Genomic DNA, 21,648 nt, shown 5'->3' on the forward strand with positions numbered 1-21,648 from the left:
CTAATTGCAGCCTATAACAAGGCTTTAGCACATTAATTAATATACATTTATGAAAAAGAACAACATTGCAATTTTAATTTTTTTATTTGGTTTCCTATCACTTGTAAGTGCTCAGAAAAAGGGAGCTGTATTGGAAGCAAAATCCGTTCCTATTTTTAAGGATGGTGAGGCCCAGGTGGTACCTGGGTTTAATGATGAAACCAAATGGATACGTCACGATCTTTGGGTTGAAACCGAATTTGACACCGACGGTGATGGGAAAAAGGACAGAATGCACGTGTCTGTTACTAGGCCGCAACAAACGGAAACAGAAGGTCTTAAATTACCTGTTATTTATATAAGTAGCCCCTATTTTGCGGGGGTTGCACCCAACTTGCAAGATATTTTTTGGGATGTGAGACATGAATTGGGAGCTACTCCCAAAAAGCGTCTGCACCCTGTTGTAACACGAATTGGAGAAAGACCTATTATCTCCAATTCACATATTCAAAAATGGGTTCCTAGAGGGTATATAGTGGTGCACTCCTCTTCCCCTGGGACGGGACTATCACAAGGGTCACCTACTGTGGGGGGAGACAATGAATCCTTGGCGCCAAAAGCGGTTATTGACTGGTTGTGCGGTCGTGGAAAGGGCTATACAGAGCCTTATGGTAACAAAAAGGTGAAGGCGTATTGGTCTACGGGTAAAGTTGGTATGACAGGAACCTCTTATAATGGGACCATTCCTTTGGCAGCAGCTACAACGGGAGTAAAAGGCTTGGAGGCCATTATCCCCATCGCTCCCAATACTTCCTACTATCACTACTACCGGTCCAATGGTCTGGTACGTTCACCAGGGGGGTACTTGGGAGAAGATATAGATGTATTGTACGACTTTATACATAGTGGGGATGAATCCAAACGAGCCTACAGTGATAAGGTGGTTAGGGATACCGAGATGAAAAACGGTATGGATAGGATAACCGGAGATTATAACGATTTTTGGAAGGGAAGGGATTATTTACATGATATGAAGCCTATGAAGGCTGCCTTATTGATGGCACACGGATTTAATGATTGGAATGTGATGCCAGAGCATAGTTATAGGATCTATAAAGCAGCCAAGGACAAAGGGCTGCCAACCCAGATTTACTACCATCAGAACGGGCATGGTGGAGAACCACCACTAAAGATGATGAACAGATGGTTTAGTAGGTATCTTCACGGTATCCAAAATGGTGTTGAAGAGGACCCGAAGTCGTGGATAGTGCGGGAAAATGACGATAAAAAAAATCCAACCCCCTATGAGGACTACCCAAACCCAGAAGCCTCAGCGGTTACTTTTTATCTACAACAAGGAGCTCCTGAAAAAGGTGCTATAAGTGTTGAAAAGAAAATAGGTCAAGGAGTTGAAACTCTAGTGGATAATTTTTCATTTTCCGGGGCAACCTTGGCAAAGGCCGAAAATACGAATCATCGCTTACTTTATGTTTCGCCTAAGCTTACAGAGGATATTCATCTCTCTGGGACTCCAAAAATAAGTATTTCATTATCTAGTAGTAAGGCTGCTGCCAATTTATCGGTATGGTTAGTTTCCCTGCCTTGGGATGACAGTAAAAATGCAAAGATTACCAACAATATTATTACAAGGGGCTGGGCCGATCCGCAGAACCATAGCTCAATTACCAAGGGAGAACCCTTGGTTCCTGGTAAATTCTATAAGGTATCATTTGATTTAATACCAGATGATCAAATCATACCTAAAGGGCAACAGATAGGTCTCATGATTTTTTCTACCGATAGGGAATTTACATTATGGCCAGAACCAGGGACTGAATTGACCGTGGACCTTGATGCCACTACCCTAACTTTACCTATAGTTGGTGGAGTGGAGGCTTTTAAAAAAGCTTCTGAATAGATATTGATAGAATGGCATTTTGGATAAACTGTTGGTCCAGTTAATTTGATAGAAAAATCCAAACCTTCATAAAAAGAAAACTCCTTTTTCCAGTTTAATTACCGGAAAAAGGAGTTTCTGTTATTAGGGGAAAAACCCCAAAAACCTTTGCAAATAAAGTGATCTACTTGCTCAAATACATTTTTCGTCTAGAATATAAGTTGTAAAACTCATCGTCTTTTAAGCTGTCCACAAACAAAATACTCTCACCTGTACTCTTCATTTCAGGTCCTAAATTCTTATTTACATTAGGGAATTTATTAAATGAGAATACCGGTTGTTTTATAGCGTACCCTTCCAGTTTAGGATTAAAATTAAAATCTTTAACCTTTTTAGCTCCCAGCATTACTTTGGTAGCATAATTTACATAAGGTTCTTTATAAGCCTTTGCTATAAAAGGTACTGTTCTGGAAGCTCTAGGGTTGGCTTCTATGATATAAACAATATCATCTTTTATTGCGAATTGAATGTTGATTAGCCCGACAGTGTTTAATGCCAAGGCAATTTTTTTGGTATGGTCCTTAATTTGTTGCATTACAAATTCACCAAGGTTAAATGGTGGCAAGGTTGCATTGGAGTCCCCTGAATGGATACCACAAGGTTCTATATGCTCCATTATACCTATAATATAAACATCCTCCCCATCGCAAATTGCATCCGCTTCCGCCTCTATGGCTCCGTCCAAATAGTGATCTAAAAGCAATTTGTTATTGGGTATCTTACGCAGTAGGTCTACTACATGCGATTCCAACTCTTCTTTGTTGATCACAATTTTCATTCCCTGTCCTCCCAAAACGTAGGATGGTCTTACCAATAAAGGGAAGTCCAGTTCATCTGCAAGTGAAAGGGCTTCATCTGCCGTTTCGGCAACACCAAATCTTGGGAATGGAATGTTGTTCTCTGCCAATAGATTGGAAAAGCTTCCACGGTCTTCGGCCAGATCCAGTGCACTAAAACTGGTCCCAAGAATCTTGATACCGTATTTTTCCAGTTTTTCTGCCAGCTTAAGAGCTGTTTGCCCTCCTAGCTGTACTATTACTCCTTCTGGTTTCTCATGTCTAATAATATCGTAGATATGCTCCCAGAATACTGGTTCAAAATAGAGTTTGTCCGAGATATCAAAATCGGTTGAAACTGTTTCCGGATTACAATTGATCATAATTGTCTCATAACCACATTCAGAAGCGGCCAATACACCGTGCACACAGCAATAATCAAATTCTATTCCCTGACCTATACGATTAGGTCCGGAGCCCAAGACTACAATTTTTTTCTTATCGGTAACAACACTATCGTTCTCAACAAATTTATTTCCATCCGGAGTTTCTATTTCTGCTTCAAAGGTAGAGTAATAATAAGGAGTCATGGCCTTAAATTCGGCCGCACAGGTATCAACCAATTTGTAGATCCTATTAATGTTCAGGGCTACACGTTTATTGTACACCTCGCTTTCATAACAATCTACCATGTGGGCAATTTGTCTATCGGCAAACCCCTTTTGCTTAGCCTCTAATAGTAAATCTTTGGTAAGCGATTCTATATTGTAGTTAGAAATTTCTTTTTCCAGTTGGTATAGTTCTTCATATTGCTTTAGGAACCACATGTCAATTTTTGTGATTTCATGGATCCTGCTGAGTGGAATACCCAATTGTATGGCGTCATAGATTACAAAAACCCTATCCCAACTAGGTATGGTAAGTTTGCTGATTATTTCATCATAATTGGTATACCCCTTGCCATCGGCACCTAGGCCATTCCTCTTTATTTCCAAGGATTGTGTGGCCTTGTGCAGTGCTTCCTGAAAAGATCTACCTATACCCATAACTTCCCCTACAGACTTCATTTGTAGTCCCAAGGTTCTGTCCGAGCCTTCAAATTTATCAAAATTCCAACGTGGTATCTTAACAATCACATAATCCAAGGTAGGCTCAAACAAGGCGGATGTAGATTTGGTAATTTGGTTGCCCAACTCATCCAAATTATATCCAATTGCCAACTTTGCAGCAATTTTGGCGATAGGGTATCCTGTTGCTTTGGATGCCAAAGCCGATGATCTAGAAACCCTAGGGTTAATTTCTATGGCAATTATATCTTCTTTTTCATCTGGACTAACCGCAAATTGAACGTTACAACCTCCCGCGAAATCACCAATGCTACGCATCATTTTAATGGCCATGTCCCGCATCTTCTGGAACGTTTTATCAGATAAGGTCATGGCGGGGGCTACGGTAATGGAGTCCCCGGTATGTATTCCCATGGGATCCATGTTTTCTATGGTACAAATAATGACCACATTGTCATTTTTGTCCCTAAGCAATTCCAATTCGTACTCTTTCCACCCCATTAAGGCCTTATCAATCATCACCTCATGAATTGGGGATATTTCCAAGCCGTGACTAAGGAGTTCGTCAAAATCCTCAGGTTTGTATACTATAGAGGCTCCTGCTCCACCAAGGGTATAGGAAGCTCTAATAACCAGTGGAAAACCAAATTCCTGGGCAATTTCCTTACCTTTTAAAAATGACGTTGCAGTAGCCTGTGGCGCCATACCAACACCTATTTTAAGCATTAGTTCACGGAATTTTTCCCGATCTTCGGTGATGTTGATAGCATCTATATCAACACCAATAATTTGTACGTTATAATCTTCCCAGATTCCCTTGGTGTCTGCTTCTATACACAAGTTTAGAGCTGTTTGGCCACCCATAGTTGGTAAAACCGCATCAATATTGGGATGAATTTCCAATATCTCTATCAGGGATTTTGTGGTCAAAGGTTTTAAATACACATGATCCGCCATAGTAGGGTCGGTCATGATGGTGGCAGGATTACTATTGATAAGAATTGTTTCTATACCATCTTCTCTCAATGACCGTAAGGCTTGTGTACCAGAATAATCGAACTCACAGGCCTGACCAATTACAATAGGACCAGAACCAATAATTAAAATAGAATTTAAATCTTTTCTTTTGGGCATGTTACTTAAAATTTACAATATAAAAAAAAGGGAATTGGGCAAAAAAAAGGTGCTACTCTGGAAAAAGTAACACCTTGTTATTTTAAAAAAACAATATAATCATTATTTTTTGTGCTTCAGTTCAGAAGATACAGTTAATTTCTTTCTTCCTTTAGCTCTTCTTCGAGCTAGAACCTTTCTTCCATTGACAGAAGCCATACGTTCTCTAAAACCATGTTTGTTTTTTCTCTTCCTTTTTGATGGTTGAAATGTTCTTTTGCTCATCGTAGCGTATTTTTATAGTCAGCTTATATTTCTTTTGTTACTTTTTTTGAATTTTGCTTTAATCCAGAGCAAAATCCGGGTGCAAATATACAAAGAGTTTTTGCATTGACAAGTCTAATTAAAAAAATATTTTTTTATGACTGCCAGCCTTTAGGCCAATAGGATTTTATTACTTTTGCATGGGCTTAATCAGAATGAATCTTGAACATGACTCGCTTTCTATTATTGTTGGTTTGCATCCTTTGCCAAACGGTTGTTTTTGGGCAGACCACATTACAATATCACTTAAAAAAAGGGGATGTCTTTAATATTAAACAGGATGCTGAACAAAAGATTGTACAGGATTTGGACGGTGCCACCCACGAGATCATTAACCATATTGATGGTATTCTGGAATTTAAAGTGCTTGAATTGAATGGCTCGGGCTATGATGTTGCCTTGACCTTTAAGGATCTAAACTTGAAAATGACCTCCAGTATTCAGGGAGAATTGATGAATGTAAAGGCTAAAGAGGTGAATTCTGAGGATATGCAATCCAAAATATTCAATACCATATTGGACAATCCTGTAAAAATTGTTTTAGCCAAGAACGGCAATATCCTTAAAGTGGTTGGTGGTGATAGTTTGGTAACCAAAATGGCGCGTGCTTCTGGTTTGGAGGACGAGTTCTCCATTAATATGATGAAAAAATCCCTGGAAAATGAGTTTGGATCAGAGGCCCTATCCAATAGCTATAAGCAAATGACCTTTATTTATCCTGATAAGAAAGTGGAAGTAAATGATCAGTGGGAGAATGCCTATGAGGGTAAATTAAAGACCGTCAATATTTGGACCTTGGAAGATCTAGAAGGCAATCAGGCAAGAATTAGTGGAAAGGCCACAGTATTGATGAATATAAATGACTCTAATACTAGTATGGAACTAAATGGATCACAGGCCACCAAGATCCTTGCCGATTTATCTACGGGTTTTATTATCAATATGACCGTAGAAGGGGAATCAACTGGAGTATCTTCAATGCCTCAAATGCCAGATCAGGAAATACCTACAACCATAAAATCTAAAGTAACTTACCAATTAATTAACAATTAAATATGTTCAACAAAAATTTAAAATTAGTTATCGCAGCTCTTATTATTGCGTATGCGGTCTATCAATTTATAGAAGGTAATATTGGAAACGGAATTTCCTTGATTCTACTGTCCTCCATATTTATTTTCCTTTATTTTAGGAATGAAATAATCCTTTTAGCCTTTTTAAAGATGCGAAAACAGGATTTGGAAGGAACAAAAAAATGGCTCGATAAAATAAAAAATCCTGATACGGCCCTTACCCAGAAACAGAATGGCTACTATAATTATCTAAACGGTATTATTTTTTCGCAGACCAACCTTACCCAGGCCGAAAAATATTTTAAAAAGGCTTTGAAGTTTGGTCTTAATATGGATTATGATGTAGCCATGGCCAAGCTGAGTTTAGCGGGTATAGCAATGCAAAAAAGGAGAAAGCGGGAAGCCACTACCCTTTTGAATGAAGCCAAAAAGTTGGACAAGCAAAATATGTTGTCCGAACAGATTAAAATGATGCAACAGCAATTAAAGAAAATTTAAGTTAAGACATCTTATAAGTACTAAAAAAGGACAACATAGGATTAATGTTGTCCTTTTTTTATGGTTGCATACCCCGCAATCGTTTGGAGTATAACCTGAAGTTGTTAAAGTAATGGGGCCCATAATCTGCTAAACGATTCCTGAAGTTTTCTTCTTATGCTTCTATTCTTCCATCGCTCCAATAGAACTTCATCACAATCATTAAGGTCTTCATTGAACTGTTCCCGCATCTTACGGTTAATTCCCTTGTTATAGATCAAGGCATTGATCTCAAAATTCATAGAAAAACTTCTATAATCCAAATTAGCGGTTCCAACACTGGAGAGTACGTCATCTATGACCAAGGTTTTGGCGTGCACAAAACCTTTGCGATATCTATATATTTTTATTCCGGAGTGTAGACACTCTTCTATATAGGAATCTGTTGCATATTGGGCAGCCCAAGAATCGGATTCATAGGGCAAAATCACCTTAATTTCCACACCGCTTCTAGCTGCTGTTGTCAGGGCCGTTAATATTTGGCTATTGGGTATAAAGTAAGGAGTAGTGATCAAAATGCTTTTATTGGCCGAATTTATGGCGCAGAAAATTGCCTCCATAATATTGGCCCAATCACTATCCGGTCCACTTGAAGCCATTTGCACAGCTATGGGGTCATGCGGATCAGGTTTGTGCTGAGGCAATAATTCCGTATCTATTTCCATGTTATCGGCAGCAGCAAAATTCCAACTTAAGATAAAGGAGGATTGCAAGGCTCCTACTGCCCCACCTTTTATTCGTAAATGGGTGTCTCTCCAATATCTTTTATTGTTAAAGCTATTGTCGTATTTCTGATCTATGTTAATTCCGCCTACGTAGCCTATAGAAGCATCTATGACCACTATTTTTCTATGGTCCCTATAATTTAATTTACTGGTAGAATTAGAAAATAAAACAGGCATAAAGGGATAATGCTTCACTCCGTTTTTGGACAGTTTTCTTTTGGAAGCAGCTGAAATATCGCTACCTACATCGTCGTAAATTAATCTTACGCTAACCCCTTCTTTGGCTTTTTTACATAAGATATCTATAATTTCACTGCCCAATCCCCTGTCAAACAAAACAAAATACTCTAGGTGAATATGTTTTTTGGCATTGGCCAGGTCTTTTCTTAAATATCTAAATTTTTCTTCTCCATTGATAAGGATGTCCACCTCATTGTCATAAGTTAGTACAGCCTTTTCATTGTTTCTCATTAATCGGTATATTTTGTATACACCTTCTCCAAAAACATCTTTAAGGTCCTGTCTTTCTTCTTTATCCAGACTAAATTTATTTCGCCACCTTTTTAGTTGCTCATTGTCTTCCACATACTTTTTTTCAAATATCTTATCCTTTCTGTAGTCCTGTCCAAAGAGATAATAGACCAATAGACCTACAAATGGCAGTGTTGCTAAAACAAAAAGATATGATAAGGTCTTGACCGGATTCTTATTTTTAAGAACGATCAAGACCGAAAAAACGATAACCAATATGTAATTAATTCCTAAAAGTAATGACCATAGGTTGTCATTTAGGAAGGTCAACATTATTTAGATACTTTGTAATACCCTTTAACGGGGACCTCAATGGTATATTTCTTTTTTGAGGCGTTGTTAAGGTGTGGCTCCCTTAGCCATGGGTTGTGTCGTTTTAAAATCTTATAATTTATATCGTATTCTTTGGCAAAATCGGCAAAATTGGCCACTGGCTCGTCCACCTCCACATTAAAAGTTGGTACTGCGGTATACATATCATCCTCTTCCAAATGGAATCCGTATTTCTCTGGATTCGAAAGAATTTCTTTAATGGCCAATATCCTAAAAACATATCTACCTGTTTCTTCTCCCAATAACAGATCGTAATACCCATCTACCTTTTGGATTCCCATATATTTTCTAATACCGCCTGCACCTGCATTATAGGCCGCTGCTGCTAAAGTCCAGCTTCCAAAACGTTCCTTGGATTTCTTTAAATACCTACAGGCCACCTCGGTAGATTTTTCTATGTGATATCTTTCATCTACGTTGGAATTCACTTCTAGGCCGTATTCCCTTCCTGTAGCCCTCATAATCTGCCAAAAACCGGTAGCCCCTGCTGGTGATACTACATTCTGGAGTCCACTTTCTGCCAATGCTAAATACTTAAAATCATCAGGTATGCCATTTTTCTTAAGTATTGGCTCTATAATGGGAAAGTATTTATTGGCCCTTTTCATAAGTAATAGGGCATTGGACTGCCAATAGGTGTTCACTAGAAACTCCCGGTCTACCCGTTCCAACACTTCTGGATCATCAAAGGGTACGGGCTCTCCCGCAAAATTTAAATCTTCTGGGATTTCAATGGCCGTTATGCGGTACCCCTCATTATTCCCAACCTTACTTTCGGGATCGGACTTTTTCAACACCATATCTGTTTCTTTATACTGATTCTGCACGGCAAATATCAAGGTGCTTCCCACGAAGAAAACCCCTAACAACATTAAAACATTTTTAATAATTTTCATTTGTACAATTATTAGAATTTAAATTAAACCACCATCTTCTTGCGCCCCAATAAATCCTTTAATGATAAAGTAATCTACATGGGTATACCCCAAAGATATTAAATACAACTGCCTTATTGCAAAATAATTGTGGGCAAGTGCTCATTAAACCATCTAAACCTGTGTATTATCATGGTATGCGTGCCATTCTTAACACTTATACAGTTTTTAATATGCCCAATTGGGAAAACTGGATCTTTTTCACCATGAATATGAATTGTATTTTTCATGGGCCTACTTTGCTTCCAATTAACAATGTTGTGAATAGACCAGTCCAAGTAATACTTATCCCTAATAGATAGGTATTGTTCATATAGCGCCAAACGCTTGGTTACCGTTTCGCCAAAGGCATATTTTGCCAAGAGTTCCACATTGTTTACCAAACCTGTTGGCAAGAGCTTGTGCATATTGGTGTACTTGGCAAATATCATTCTTTTGGGGAGTTCGGTATTGTCCTTAACACTGGAGATTATTATCACCTTCCTAACTTGAATATGTTTGGACATTTCCTGGACCAATATGCCACCAAAGGAAACCCCTACCAGAACGGCATTATTATGCTTTATATAGCTGCACATTTTTAAGGCATAGTCTTCCAAGCTAATTCCTTTGTCGGGTATAATCCAGTCCAAATAATGTATGACAAAAGTATCGTCCGGTAAACATATGTTTTCAAATATAGACGGATTTGCAGCCATACCTGGCATAAAGTAAACATGTAATTTTTGTTGATCTTTGATTGAATTTGACATGGTAGATAAAATAGGAAAATTACTTTTTTTTCACTAACTTCGTAGTCTTGGCTTATTTGTCCCTTCTTATGTGTTTACTTTAATTATTTAATTGTACTATATAACTAGATTATAACTGGAGAACATTGTGATCTAAAATTAATCATTATTTAAAATCAAACTATATGAACAGAGTAGAAATTAAGGACAATGGCTTCTTAAGGCAATTTGAAGCTAGGGTAGATGGGCACCTAGCTAAAATTGAGTATTCTTCCCAAGAGCGCAAAGTCTTTTTAACCAAGCTTGTTATTCCTGAAGAAATTACATTGGAAGGTTTTAAAGAAGGTTTCATTAAAAGTGTTTTGAACCACATTCAAGACCAAAATTTACGAGTTGTTCCTACCAGCCCACAAATAGCGGGTTTTTTACGTAAAAATAGGCAGTACAAAGAAATGCTACCTGTAGGGATAAGGATCTAAAAAGATTTTTTAAAAAAAACCTCTCCATTGCGAGAGGTTTTTTTATTTCTGTCCATATTCATTTACGGCATCTAAGGGCTTTAAGGGTTAAGCAGTTGTACTTATTTCTTGCATCGCTATACCTCTCACCATACCTTCCTCATCAATTTCATTGAGTTTCAACTGCTGTAAGGTGTTTACCAATTCTGGATTCCAAGGAGTTTTCACCTTTACGTAATTCTCCGTAAAGCCATGAATATACCCTTCTTTGTTCTCTGCCTCAAACAGCACGGTGCGTATGCTACCCAATTGACTTTCGTAAAATGCCCTGCGTTTTTTAACTGAAAGTCCACGTAGCATCTTGCTTCTTTTTTGCCTTACTTTTTTGGGTACTACGCCATCCATTTCCACGGCTTTGGTGTTGTCCCTTTCTGAAAAGGTGAAAACATGTAAGTATGAAATATCCAATTCATTTAAGAAATTATAGGTCTCAAGGAAACGTTCATCGGTTTCTCCTGGAAATCCAACAATAACATCTACGCCAATACAGGCATGGGGCATTACCTCCTTTATTCTTTTTACGCGGTCTACATACAGACTGCTCAAATAACGCCTGCTCATTAATTTTAAAATAGCATCACTCCCGCTCTGCAGTGGAATATGAAAATGCGGTACAAAAGAATTGCTTTGGGCCACAAAATCAATTGTTTCATTTCGGAGTAGGTTAGGTTCAATGGAAGATATCCGTAAACGATGAATGCCTTCAACCGTATCCAGTGCTTTCACTAGATCTAAAAAAGTATGCTCATGTTTTTTGTTACCAAATTCACCCTTGCCGTAATCTCCTATATTAACACCCGTAAGCACAATTTCCTTAATTCCCTTTGCTGATATTTCTGCTGCATTTTTAAGAACATTTTGCAGGGTATCGCTTCTTGATATTCCTCTGGCCAAGGGAATGGTGCAATAAGTGCATTTGTAATCACAGCCATCCTGAACCTTTAAGAATGCTCTGGTTCTATCTCCAATGGCATAACTTCCCACATAAAAATCTGCTTCTTGAATTTCGCAGGAATGTACCGTTCCAAAATCGTTCTTGGAAAGGTCGTTTACATAGTTGGCGATCTTAAATTTTTCAGTGGCTCCAAGAACCAGGTCTACCCCGTCTACCGCCGCCAGCTCTTTAGGTTTAAGTTGTGCATAGCACCCAATAGCAGCTACAAAGGCATTGGGATTTATTTTTTGAGCCTGTTTTACAATAGACTTAAAGCGTTTATCCGCATTATCCGTAACCGAACAAGTGTTGATAACATACATATCGGCTTTTTCGGAAAAATCCACACGCTCAAAGCCTTCGTCAACCAAATCCCTTGCAATGGTAGAGGTTTCCGAAAAATTGAGCTTACAGCCCAAAGTATAAAATGCGACCTTTCTTTTCATGCATTTATTTTTTTTCTATTATTGGGATTTTCCCAATTGTTCTTTAGGATACTAGGGTAAGTTTAGGTTTTCTAAGTGTTGACCTGGTAATTTGCCCCTTGAAAACATATAATTTAGGCCTAAGGGGTTTAAATTATTAAGCCTACGTCTGCTCTTTGCTCTTACATAATGCTGTGCCCTATTTCATAAAAACAATGCAAATATACCAATAATTAAAAACCTCTATACCTTATAAGCTATAGTTTGATTACTTGGCCCTTAGACGGTTATTCCTTGCGCCATTTCTTTGTTTCCTCAAAAACGTGATTGAGGATTTTGGCATCCATATCATTGAACTCCACTCCCCTTCTGGCCATCATGACCTTGGCTGCTTCGAAGGCTTTTTTGGGTTGGTAGGTAGTAAAACCGGAAGCCCCGCCCCAACTAAAACTGGGGACAAAGTTTCTTGGAAATCCAGGTACGTAGATATTACAATTTACCCCTATGACCGTCCCTGTATTGAACATGGTATTAATAGCCGTTTTGCTGTGGTCTCCCATCATAAGGCCACAAAATTGTAGTCCAGTCTGTTCAAATTTCTCGCTATCATAATTCCATAAACGCACTTTGGCGTAATTATTCTTTAAATTGGAATTATTGGAATCGGCCCCTATATTACACCATTCTCCAAGTACGGAATTGCCAAGGTAGCCTTCATGGCCCTTACTGGAATACCCTATTAGAACAGAATTTGAAATTTCGCCACACACCTTGCTATAGGGGCCTACTGTTGTGGGGCCGTAAATTTTAGCACCCATTTTAACCACCGCCTTTTCGCAAAGGGCGAAGCCTCCCCGGATGAGATTCCCCTCCCATACCTCAGAGTCCTTGCCTAGATAAATAGGTCCGTCGGAAGCGTTTAATATACTGTACTCCACGCTAGCCCCTTCTTCAAGAAATATATTTTCGGGGTTTATTAATCTATTGGTCTTGGAAATGGGTGCGCTTTTTCTGCCTTCGGTCAAAAGGTCAAAGTCCGCCTGCAGGGCTTCACCGTTTTTAGAGAAAATGTCCCAAGTGTTTTCTATTCTTAATACGTGACCTTTATATTCAATATGCTTATAGGTAGACAGATCAACATCATCCTGCGTCTCTTCAGCATAGAAGGCAATAACCTCCTCTTCGTAAAATACGGCTTCTTGAGGGTTTAGATTTACAACCAGGTTTACTAATTCAGCACTGGGCAGAAAGGAAGCATTGATCAGAACGTTTTCTTCCATTTCTACCATCGGAAATCTTTCAGAAAGATAATCCTCGGTTATCGTAGTAGTGGTATTGCCCAAATATTTTTCCCACTTTTCCCTAATGGTCAAAATGCCAATTCTAATATCTGCTACTGGCCTGGTAAAGGTAAATGGCAGTAGGGATCTTCTAACGGTACCATCAAAAAGAATATAGTTCATACTATAAATTTAAAACAAAAAAAGTCACGCAAGGGCGTGACTTAATAACTCTTTTGTAAAGAAATTATTATTTTTTGAATTTCTCGTATTTGCTTTTAAACTTATCAATACGACCTGCTGTATCCAAGAGTTTGGCTTTACCAGTATAGAATGGATGTGAAGTTCTGGATATCTCCAATTTAATCAATGGGTATTCAACTCCATCAACATCTAAAGTTTCTTTGGTATTAGCAGTAGACTTGGTAATAAAAACCTCCTCATTGGACATGTCCTTAAAAGCTACCAATCTATAATTCTCTGGATGTATATCTTTTTTCATTGTAAAAAACGTTTGTTCCTTCTTAATTTCTGGCTGCAAATTTAATTATTTTTCTGAAAAGAACAATTTTTAATCCTAAAAAAGAAAAATAAAAATATCTTAACTTTAGATGTAACAAATTTAACAACTTTGCCACTAACTATTTTAAACCAATAAATTGTACGCCTTATGGATGAAACAAAACCAAAAACAGGAAAATATGCTTTAACCTATGGGCTTATATTAGGAGCATTGAGTGTAGTATTTGCCTTAATGTTATATTCCTTGGATATGCACTATCAAGGGGGGATGCTGGTTCTGGGGGTTAGCCTTGTTATTACCGTTTCCTTGATTACCATTGGAATTATTCAGTTTAAAAAGGATAATAATGGTTTTGTTTCTTTTGGACAGGGATTAAAGATAGGTGTTGGTATAGGCTTGGTAGGGGGTATTATAGGTATTATTTTCAATCAGGTCATGGCAGGTCTTATAGACCCTGAAATGATGAATAAGGCCATGGAATACCAAAAAGGATTGCTGATGGAAACTACAAAAATGACTCCAGAGCAGATTGATGCACAAATGGAAATGGGAAAAAAGTTCACCACTCCCTCCATGCAAATCATGTTTGGTCTAATTTATAGTGTTGTGGCCAGCTTTTTATTATCGCTAATTCCAGCATTAATTTTAAAAAAGCAAGAAACTATTCAGTAATTTGTACTTTTGAAAAGATTTTCCATTAGTACCGAATGAATATATCCATAATAATTCCCTTACTCAACGAAGAAGAATCGTTAATAGAACTTCATGATTGGATTGTGCGTGTAATGCACACCAATCATTTTTTATATGAAATACTTTTCATTGATGATGGAAGTACCGATAGCTCATGGGAAATAATTGGCAAGTTGGCTGCCTCCAATCCCAATGTAAAGGGAATTCGCTTTTTAAAAAACTTTGGCAAATCGCAGGCATTACATGCAGGCTTTAAAGCGGCTGAAGGGGATGTAGTGATTACCATGGATGCAGATTTACAGGATAACCCAGAGGAAATCCCAGAAATGTATGAGCTAATCGCAAAAGAAGGTTATGAGCTTATTTCTGGCTGGAAGAAAAAGCGATATGATTCAATAATTTCCAAAAATTTGCCTTCCAAATTATTTAATTGGGCCGCTCGAAAAACATCGGGCGTCAGTTTACACGATTTTAATTGTGGATTAAAGGCCTATAAAAAGGAGGTTATTAAAACCATTGAGGTATCAGGGGAAATGCACCGCTATATCCCTGTGCTGGCCAAAAGTGCCGGTTTTTCCAGAATAGATGAGAAAGTGGTACAGCATCAGGCCAGAAAATACGGCAAGACCAAATTTGGTATGGACCGATTTATAAATGGATTTTTAGACCTTATTACTATCTGGTTTGTTTCTACATTTGGTAAAAGACCTATGCATCTATTTGGTGCCTTGGGTGTTTTAATGTTTACTATAGGGTTTGGATTTGCTCTTTATTTGGGGATTGACAAGGTTTTTATAAACCCTTTTGGCCGACTCATTACAGAGCGTCCACAGTTCTATATATCACTGGTAGCCATGGTAATAGGAACGCAACTTTTTCTCGCGGGTTTCTTAGGGGAAATTATGGTAAGGTCCAGAAAAAATGAAACACGCTACAATATCACGGAAGAAATAAATATCACTAAAAAATAATAGAATATATTCGTATTTTTAAGAATATCTAAGACCAAATAACTATGGAGACCGTACTAAAAAATGCCGAAAATTGGCTAACCGATTTTTTCGATGATAAGACAAAAAAAGAGATTCGTGGATTAATGGATTCCAATACTGAGGAGCTAAAAGATAGGTTTTATAAGAATCTAGAATTTGGTACCGGTGGTATGCGTGGAATAATGGGGGCCGGAACCAATAGAATTAATAAATACACCTTGGGAAAGAGTACCCAAGGGCTTAGCAACTATTTAAATCAAGTATACCAAGGGCAACAGATCAAGGTTGTTATTGCTTATGATTGCAGGCATAACAGCGATACCTTGGCGAGAACGGTAGCCCAGGTATTGGCAGCCAATGATATTAAGGTATACCTTTTTTCCGAATTAAGGACCACCCCCGAATTATCTTTCGCCGTAAAACATCTTAATTGCCATGCCGGTATTGTCCTAACAGCTTCGCATAACCCACCAGAATACAATGGATACAAGGTTTATTGGACCGATGGAGGGCAGATTGTACCGCCACAGGATGGTGAGATTATTAGCGAAATAAATAGCCTTTCTTTTGAAGACATAAAGTTTAATGCAGATGACAGCCTTATTGAATTAATAGACAAGGAGGTAGATGAAGCCTTTATAGAGGCTTCTGTTAAAAATGGAAATTTCAATGCCAAGGGCAAGGATGATTTTAAGATAGTATTTACTTCTTTACATGGTACTTCTATAACAGTAATACCAGAAGTGTTGAAACGTGCTGGGTACAAAAATGTTACTGTTATTGAGGAACAAGCCAAACCGGATGGAAATTTTCCAACCGTGGTGTCCCCCAATCCAGAAGAACCCGAAGCCTTATCCATGGCCATTAAAAAGGCCGAGGAAATTGGGGCGGATATGGTAATAGGTACCGATCCCGATAGTGACCGATTGGGGGTTGCAGTCCGTAATTTGGAAGGGGACATGGAAATCCTTAACGGGAATCAGACCATGATTATGATGACCAAATTTTTATTGGACCAAAGAAAGCAAGACGGCATTAGTGGAGAAGAATTTATTGCTTCTACCATTGTGTCTACCCCTATGATGGATTCTTTGGCCAAGGGCTATGGTATTGAGTGCAAGACGGCCCTTACCGGTTTTAAATGGATTGCCAAAATGATCAAGGATTTTCCAGACCAGCCATTTATTGGTGGTGGCGAAGAAAGTTTTGGTTTTATGGTGGGCGATTTTGTACGGGACAAAGATGCCGTGACCTCTACCCTATTGGCCTGTGAAATCGGAGCCAATGCAAAAGCCAACGGCAGTTCCTTTTACAAAGATCTAATAGATTGCTATGTGGCATATGGATTTTATAAGGAAAAATTAATTTCCCTGACCAAAAAAGGAATGTCCGGGGCTGAGGAAATTAAACAGATGATGATCGATTTTAAGGATAACCCGGTTGAATCCATTGATGGTTCCAAGGTGGTGACTGTTGAAGACTACAACACGGCAACATCCAAAAATGTATTAACAGGGGAAGTAACACCTATAGATATTCCTAAATCCAACGTACTGATCTATATTACCGAGGATGGTACCAAAATGGCGGCCAGGCCCAGTGGTACGGAGCCTAAAATTAAGTTCTATTTTAGTATTAATACAAAATTGAAAGATGCTGCAGATTACAAAAAAGTAGATGCCGAACTGGATGCTAAAATTGAAAGAATCCTCAAAGAACTTAAAATAGGTTAATGGAGTATTTTAAGAAAATTCTTCGCTTTGCGAAACCTTACCGTAAATACGGTTTTTTAAACATTTTTTTTAATATACTTTATGCTTTGTTCAGTGCGCTATCCTTTGCGGCATTGATTCCTATGTTGGATGTTCTTTTTAAGCCAGAAAAGAAGGTCTTGGAAGAGCCTACATACACGGGGATAGGGCAGTTAAAGGACTATTTACAGGACTATATCAATTTCAGGGTCAATGCCTATTCCGGAGACGACGAAATGAAAGGATTGGTGTTGGTAATAGGGCTGGTTTTAGTACTTTTTCTTTTAAAGAATTTCTTTAACTATCTGGCGATGTATTTTATTACCTTTTTAAGAAATGGGGTTTTAAAAGACATTAGGAATAAGATGTATGCCAAAATTGTGGACTTGCCCATATCCTACTTTTCCGAGAAAAGAAAAGGTGATGTAATAGCCCGGATTACCTCCGATGTACTGGAGATACAGCATTCTTTTTTATCTATATTGGAGCTTATAGTAAGGGAGCCGCTAACCATAGTATTTACTATCCTAATAATGTTTGGTATTAGTACCAAGCTTACCTTGTTTGTTTTTATCTTTATTCCAATTGCTGGGATGATTATCTCTAGGATTGGGAAAACCCTAAAAAAGAAATCGGACAGGGTGCAAAAGGAACAAGGGGAATTTTTGTCCATCGTAGAAGAGACCTTAGGTGGTTTACGGGTAATAAAAGCCTTTAATTCCGAGTCTAGATTTTACAAAACATTTTCCAATTCCACCAAAAGGTTTTTCAATTTCTCCAATACCTTGTTGAACAGACAAAATCTTGCCTCACCAACAGGGGAGTTTTTGGGAATTTTGGTCATAGGGGTACTCCTGTGGTTTGGGGGTAAAATGGTATTGATAGAGAAAACATTGGACGCCTCTTCGTTTATTGCTTATATGGGACTTGCTTATAATATTTTAACGCCCGCGAAGTCTATAAGCAAGGCTTCATTTGGAGTAAAAAAGGGAAATTCGGCTGCAGAGCGCGTGCTTCAAATATTGGAAACCGATAATCCTATTATAGAAGATAAAGATGCTATTGCCAAGACTACATTTGATGAGGGAATAGAAATTAATAACGTTTCCTTTAAGTATGAAGATGAATACGTCTTGAAAAAATTTAACCTACAGGTGCCAAAAGGACAGACCGTAGCCCTCGTTGGGCAATCAGGGAGTGGAAAAAGTACCATAGCTAATTTAGTGACCCGATTCTACGACGTTAATGAAGGGGAAATAAGGATAGACGGTGTTGATATCAGAAATCTAACCAAGAAGTCGCTTCGGAATCTAATGGGGTTGGTGACCCAAGATTCCATCTTGTTCAATGATACGGTTAAAAATAATATTGGACTAGGTAAAGAAGGTGCAACGGAGGAGGAAATTATTGAGGCCGCCAAAATTGCCAATGCACATAATTTTATTTCAGAGTTGCCACAGGGCTATAACACAAACATTGGGGATAGTGGCAATAAATTGAGTGGAGGGCAAAAACAACGTCTGTCCATAGCCAGGGCAGTCCTTAAGAACCCTCCCATAATGATCCTGGACGAGGCTACTTCTGCTTTGGATACGGAAAGTGAACGTTTGGTACAGGATGCCTTGGAAAAAATGATGCAGAATAGAACATCTATTGTAATTGCCCATAGGCTTTCCACCATTCAAAATGCCGATACAATTGTAGTTTTGCAAAAGGGTGAGATTGTGGAACAGGGATCCCATACACAACTTTTAGCCCAAGACGGAATGTATAAAAAGTTGGTAGGTATGCAATCTTTTTAGTTGTCTTGGTTTGTTTTTAAATAAGGCTATTAGCCAATTGTCTGTGTAGAAAAAGGAAGGTTCCCAAAGGATTACTTTGATAGTTGCTTTTCCAATATTTGGTTCTGGGAGGACCTGTATTTTAGTTTGTCCAAATACGCCAAAGCATTCTTGTTGTTATAATCTGAATGCGCTTTTGAAGCCCATTCCATTGCCTTATCCAAGTCTCCATTGATCTCGTATCTGACGGCCATATTATAACAGGCTCTACCCACAATATTAGGATTGGTATTTTCCAATTCCTTTTCCCATAATTGGAATGCCCCCTGCCAGTCCCCAGACTCCATAAATGTGTGAGCCATGTCTAAGTTTTGACTACCTCTTGCATAGTATTGTCGCTCAACGCTATCTTCGTAGGGTAATAAACGTTGACCGTAATTGCTGCCTGCCACCTTGCTCTGTTTCACCAGGGTGTCCCTTCTGCCTTCTATGGCCCTATAGGCTTCCCATGGGTTTTCTCCTTTTCCTGTGGATACGATTTGATTATTTAATACAAACTCATCAATTATTTTCTTGCCTTTAGGGTAATAAATTCTCCAACCATTTTCAATAAGGGTTTCCAGTGTAATCTCTTGGGCCTTTACTTTTACCTTTACCCGCATTAGATTGGGTTGCATCATGGAAGTTTTCTTCAGTGATACTTTGGTTTCCGTATCAAAAAACGACATAGAGAATACAGCGTCCACATCATAGGTATTACAAATATCATTGATCATTGCCCAGGAAATGGAATCATTTTCCATCTCAAAATTCATAAGCTCCTGGGGGATGGAATCCAGTATATTAACAGATTGAAAGCGACTATCTTTTAACAATTTTTGAAATAAGCCGGTCAAGGCTGCACTCCTACCCTTTTCTTCAAGCCATTGTTCCTCAATGGCAACCACACTGTTTATACTGGTGTCGTCCTTCAGCTGATCTGAGGGCTGACTTCTATTGATGATACCTATGCGTTTAATGTTTTTGGAAATATGTACCGGGGAAGGTTCCATTGTTTGAAGGACAATTGACTTGGTGGGACTACAGGCTACTATAAGAACCAAGTGGCCCAAAATAAGCAATCGCATACAAAACGTGCCAATGTTCTGTCCTGAAAGGTGTAAACAAAAAAGGTTTAGACGTAATATCATAACCCTCCTAAAACTCATTTATAGGTAAAAATATTGTCCAATCAATGAAAAATTAGGTGAATGGAGGGGTAAAGATTAAATCCCTAGGATTCTAAACCAATATTATCGGGATGCCTGCTGCTCCAGCTTTTCTAATTGAGAGGCCCTGTATTTTAAAATATTCAGATATCGCAGTGCTTCCTTATTATTATATTCTGCATAGGCTCTGGATGCCCAATCCATCGCCTCTGGTATGTTGCCGTTTATTTCGTTTATTATGGCCATGTTGTAACATGCCCTACCGGCTATTTTGGATTTGGAATTATCCAGCTCACGTTCCCAAAGTTGGGCTGCACCGTCCCAATCCCCTGTTTGTGCCCTTCTTTTGGCCACCACAAAATTATCAGTGCCCCGCACAAAGTAGTCCCTACTTATCCTGTGTTTGTAAGGAGACAATCTGGATCCGTATGCATAACCAATATTTTTACTTAACTCCTCAACAGCCTCGTTTCTGCGCGCCACGGCTTCGAGGGCCTTGATCGGATTAATACCCTTCCCTGAGGACACCAAGTAATCTGTGTATGTAAATTCATCAACAATTTGTTTGTTTAAAGGGGTATATATACGCCATCCATTGTTGATAACGGTATTCAGCTTTACTTCGTGGCCCGGAACCGGCACTTTAATACCTAGATTATTGGGTAATTGCATCATAGTTCCCTTATAGGATATCTTAGTGTCCGTGTCGTAAAATGCCAATGAGAAAATAGCATCCAGATCGTTGGCCTTACAAAGTTTTTCTATGGTTTCCCATGATAAGGAAGCCGGAAAAACATTAAGGCCTTTCCGAATTTCCATTATGCTGTCCAGAACCACTATTTCTTCATAATTCCCCGTCCTATATAATTCTTCGGACAAGGCTGATATGGCAGCTTTAGCGCCTTTTTCATCTAGATTAATGCCTTCTACGGAAAGAATTCGGTCTATTTTATCAATTTTCTGGTTAGGTTCAGAGGGTAAACTTCTATTGATGATACCTATGCGCTTTATACTTTTTGGAAGATGTACTATAGCCGGTTCGGTGGCGCCCATGGTTAAATTATTGGTTGCACTACAGGATAGTAGTAGCAACCCAATTCCTACATAGGCAATGATTGAACTTGGATTTTTCATAAGGCTATTTTTTAGGGGTGCTTGGTTAATGGTTATTGCACTGGTTTTATAGTATAACATATACTGTGCCATAATTATTGCTTGATAATTAGTTTACCATAAGCTAATTTGGGTTTAAAAGGAAAGATATTGACTATTGCCTAGCTTAAATACTTACTTGTAAAGTCCTTCAATATTGCCCCTATTCCGTACCTTTGAGGCGTTTTAGAATTAAGGTGCCACCCTTAGGGGAATTACACCTTCAAATAAAGTAAATATAACTCAAGGGACTGAAGGCATAAGCTTGTTGGTAGTTGCTGCCAAGCCGTTTAAAAAGGGCTTCGGACAA

18 protein-coding genes are annotated in these 21,648 nt (G+C 38.5%); 8 read left to right on the forward strand and 10 right to left on the reverse strand.

Annotation, left to right across the window (positions count from 1 at the left end; genetic code table 11):
• Positions 1–49: 49 nt before the first annotated feature.
• Complete coding sequence (locus EHW67_RS18360) at positions 50–1,897, forward strand: Xaa-Pro dipeptidyl-peptidase (RefSeq protein WP_126163840.1); 1,848 nt, start codon at positions 50–52, stop codon at positions 1,895–1,897.
• Between the two features lie 163 nt (positions 1,898–2,060).
• Here EHW67_RS18360 and carB read toward each other — a convergent pair whose 3' ends face one another.
• Together carB and rpmH are read right to left on the reverse strand one after the other, a co-directional pair.
• Positions 2,061–4,913: a carbamoyl-phosphate synthase large subunit gene (gene carB / locus EHW67_RS18365; protein ID WP_126163841.1), complete on the reverse strand. Its 2,853-nt coding sequence runs from the start codon at positions 4,911–4,913 to the stop codon at positions 2,061–2,063.
• 102 nt (positions 4,914–5,015) lie between these two features.
• A complete protein-coding gene (gene rpmH / locus EHW67_RS18370; RefSeq protein WP_126163842.1) occupies positions 5,016–5,177 on the reverse strand; it encodes a 50S ribosomal protein L34 in 162 nt (53 codons plus the stop codon).
• Between the two features lie 207 nt (positions 5,178–5,384).
• Here rpmH and EHW67_RS18375 point away from each other — a divergent pair, with 207 nt between their 5' ends.
• Positions 5,385–6,269 (forward strand): DUF6263 family protein, encoded by an 885-nt coding sequence (locus tag EHW67_RS18375; RefSeq protein ID WP_126163843.1) that lies wholly within the window; start codon positions 5,385–5,387, stop codon positions 6,267–6,269.
• A gap of 2 nt (positions 6,270–6,271) precedes the next feature.
• Positions 6,272–6,787, forward strand: coding sequence for a DUF2892 domain-containing protein (locus EHW67_RS18380; protein ID WP_126163844.1), 516 nt, complete (start codon positions 6,272–6,274; stop codon positions 6,785–6,787).
• A 104-nt stretch (positions 6,788–6,891) separates the two neighbouring features.
• Here the strand turns inward: EHW67_RS18380 and cls are convergent, their stop codons facing one another.
• From cls to EHW67_RS18395, 3 genes are all read right to left on the reverse strand, one after another.
• Positions 6,892–8,355, reverse strand: coding sequence for a cardiolipin synthase (cls, locus tag EHW67_RS18385; RefSeq protein ID WP_126163845.1), 1,464 nt, complete (start codon positions 8,353–8,355; stop codon positions 6,892–6,894).
• Positions 8,355–9,311: a lytic transglycosylase domain-containing protein gene (locus tag EHW67_RS18390; protein ID WP_126163846.1), complete on the reverse strand. Its 957-nt coding sequence runs from the start codon at positions 9,309–9,311 to the stop codon at positions 8,355–8,357. Before EHW67_RS18390 ends, cls begins: the two co-directional genes overlap by 1 nt.
• A 113-nt stretch (positions 9,312–9,424) precedes the next feature.
• Complete coding sequence (locus EHW67_RS18395; RefSeq protein ID WP_126163847.1) at positions 9,425–10,102, reverse strand: alpha/beta fold hydrolase; 678 nt, start codon at positions 10,100–10,102, stop codon at positions 9,425–9,427.
• Positions 10,103–10,266: 164 nt separating this feature from the next.
• On the opposite strand from EHW67_RS18395, the gene EHW67_RS18400 reads away from it, so the two are divergent.
• Positions 10,267–10,560 (forward strand): GNAT family N-acetyltransferase, encoded by a 294-nt coding sequence (locus EHW67_RS18400; RefSeq protein ID WP_126163848.1) that lies wholly within the window; start codon positions 10,267–10,269, stop codon positions 10,558–10,560.
• Between the two features lie 87 nt (positions 10,561–10,647).
• Here EHW67_RS18400 and mtaB read toward each other — a convergent pair whose 3' ends face one another.
• The 3 genes from mtaB to EHW67_RS18415 all read right to left on the reverse strand — a co-directional run bounded on the left by mtaB (position 10,648) and on the right by EHW67_RS18415 (position 13,740).
• Positions 10,648–11,979 (reverse strand): tRNA (N(6)-L-threonylcarbamoyladenosine(37)-C(2))-methylthiotransferase MtaB, encoded by a 1,332-nt coding sequence (mtaB, locus tag EHW67_RS18405; protein ID WP_126163849.1) that lies wholly within the window; start codon positions 11,977–11,979, stop codon positions 10,648–10,650.
• Between the two features lie 266 nt (positions 11,980–12,245).
• Entirely contained in the window at positions 12,246–13,421 is a 1,176-nt protein-coding gene (locus EHW67_RS18410) for a GlmU family protein (RefSeq protein ID WP_126163850.1), read from the reverse strand.
• Positions 13,422–13,488: 67 nt separating this feature from the next.
• Positions 13,489–13,740 carry a type B 50S ribosomal protein L31 gene (locus tag EHW67_RS18415; RefSeq protein ID WP_126163851.1) on the reverse strand — a complete coding sequence of 84 codons (252 nt, stop codon included), beginning with the start codon at positions 13,738–13,740 and terminating at the stop codon, positions 13,489–13,491.
• A gap of 168 nt (positions 13,741–13,908) precedes the next feature.
• Between EHW67_RS18415 and EHW67_RS18420 the strand changes: the two genes are divergently transcribed.
• From EHW67_RS18420 to EHW67_RS18435, 4 genes are read left to right on the forward strand one after another with little or no spacing between them, the layout of a single operon-like run.
• Positions 13,909–14,433, forward strand: coding sequence for a DUF4199 domain-containing protein (locus tag EHW67_RS18420; RefSeq protein ID WP_126163852.1), 525 nt, complete (start codon positions 13,909–13,911; stop codon positions 14,431–14,433).
• 35 nt (positions 14,434–14,468) lie between these two features.
• On the forward strand, positions 14,469–15,425 hold the full coding sequence (locus tag EHW67_RS18425) for a glycosyltransferase family 2 protein (RefSeq protein ID WP_126163853.1): 957 nt from the start codon (positions 14,469–14,471) through the stop codon (positions 15,423–15,425).
• Positions 15,426–15,469: 44 nt separating this feature from the next.
• Positions 15,470–17,179 (forward strand): phospho-sugar mutase, encoded by a 1,710-nt coding sequence (locus tag EHW67_RS18430; protein WP_126163854.1) that lies wholly within the window; start codon positions 15,470–15,472, stop codon positions 17,177–17,179.
• Positions 17,179–18,999, forward strand: coding sequence for an ABC transporter ATP-binding protein (locus EHW67_RS18435; RefSeq protein WP_126163855.1), 1,821 nt, complete (start codon positions 17,179–17,181; stop codon positions 18,997–18,999). The genes EHW67_RS18430 and EHW67_RS18435 overlap by 1 nt, the downstream gene beginning before the upstream one ends.
• 71 nt (positions 19,000–19,070) lie before the next feature.
• On the opposite strand, the gene EHW67_RS18440 is transcribed toward EHW67_RS18435, so the two are convergent.
• Positions 19,071–20,030 (reverse strand): DUF6340 family protein, encoded by a 960-nt coding sequence (locus tag EHW67_RS18440; RefSeq protein WP_158285144.1) that lies wholly within the window; start codon positions 20,028–20,030, stop codon positions 19,071–19,073.
• 240 nt (positions 20,031–20,270) lie between these two features.
• A complete protein-coding gene (locus tag EHW67_RS18445) occupies positions 20,271–21,320 on the reverse strand; it encodes a DUF6340 family protein (protein ID WP_126163857.1) in 1,050 nt (349 codons plus the stop codon).
• Positions 21,321–21,648: the final 328 nt, after the last annotated feature.

This window comes from Arenibacter aquaticus, from assembly GCF_003957295.1.
Taxonomy (GTDB): domain Bacteria; phylum Bacteroidota; class Bacteroidia; order Flavobacteriales; family Flavobacteriaceae; genus Arenibacter; species Arenibacter aquaticus.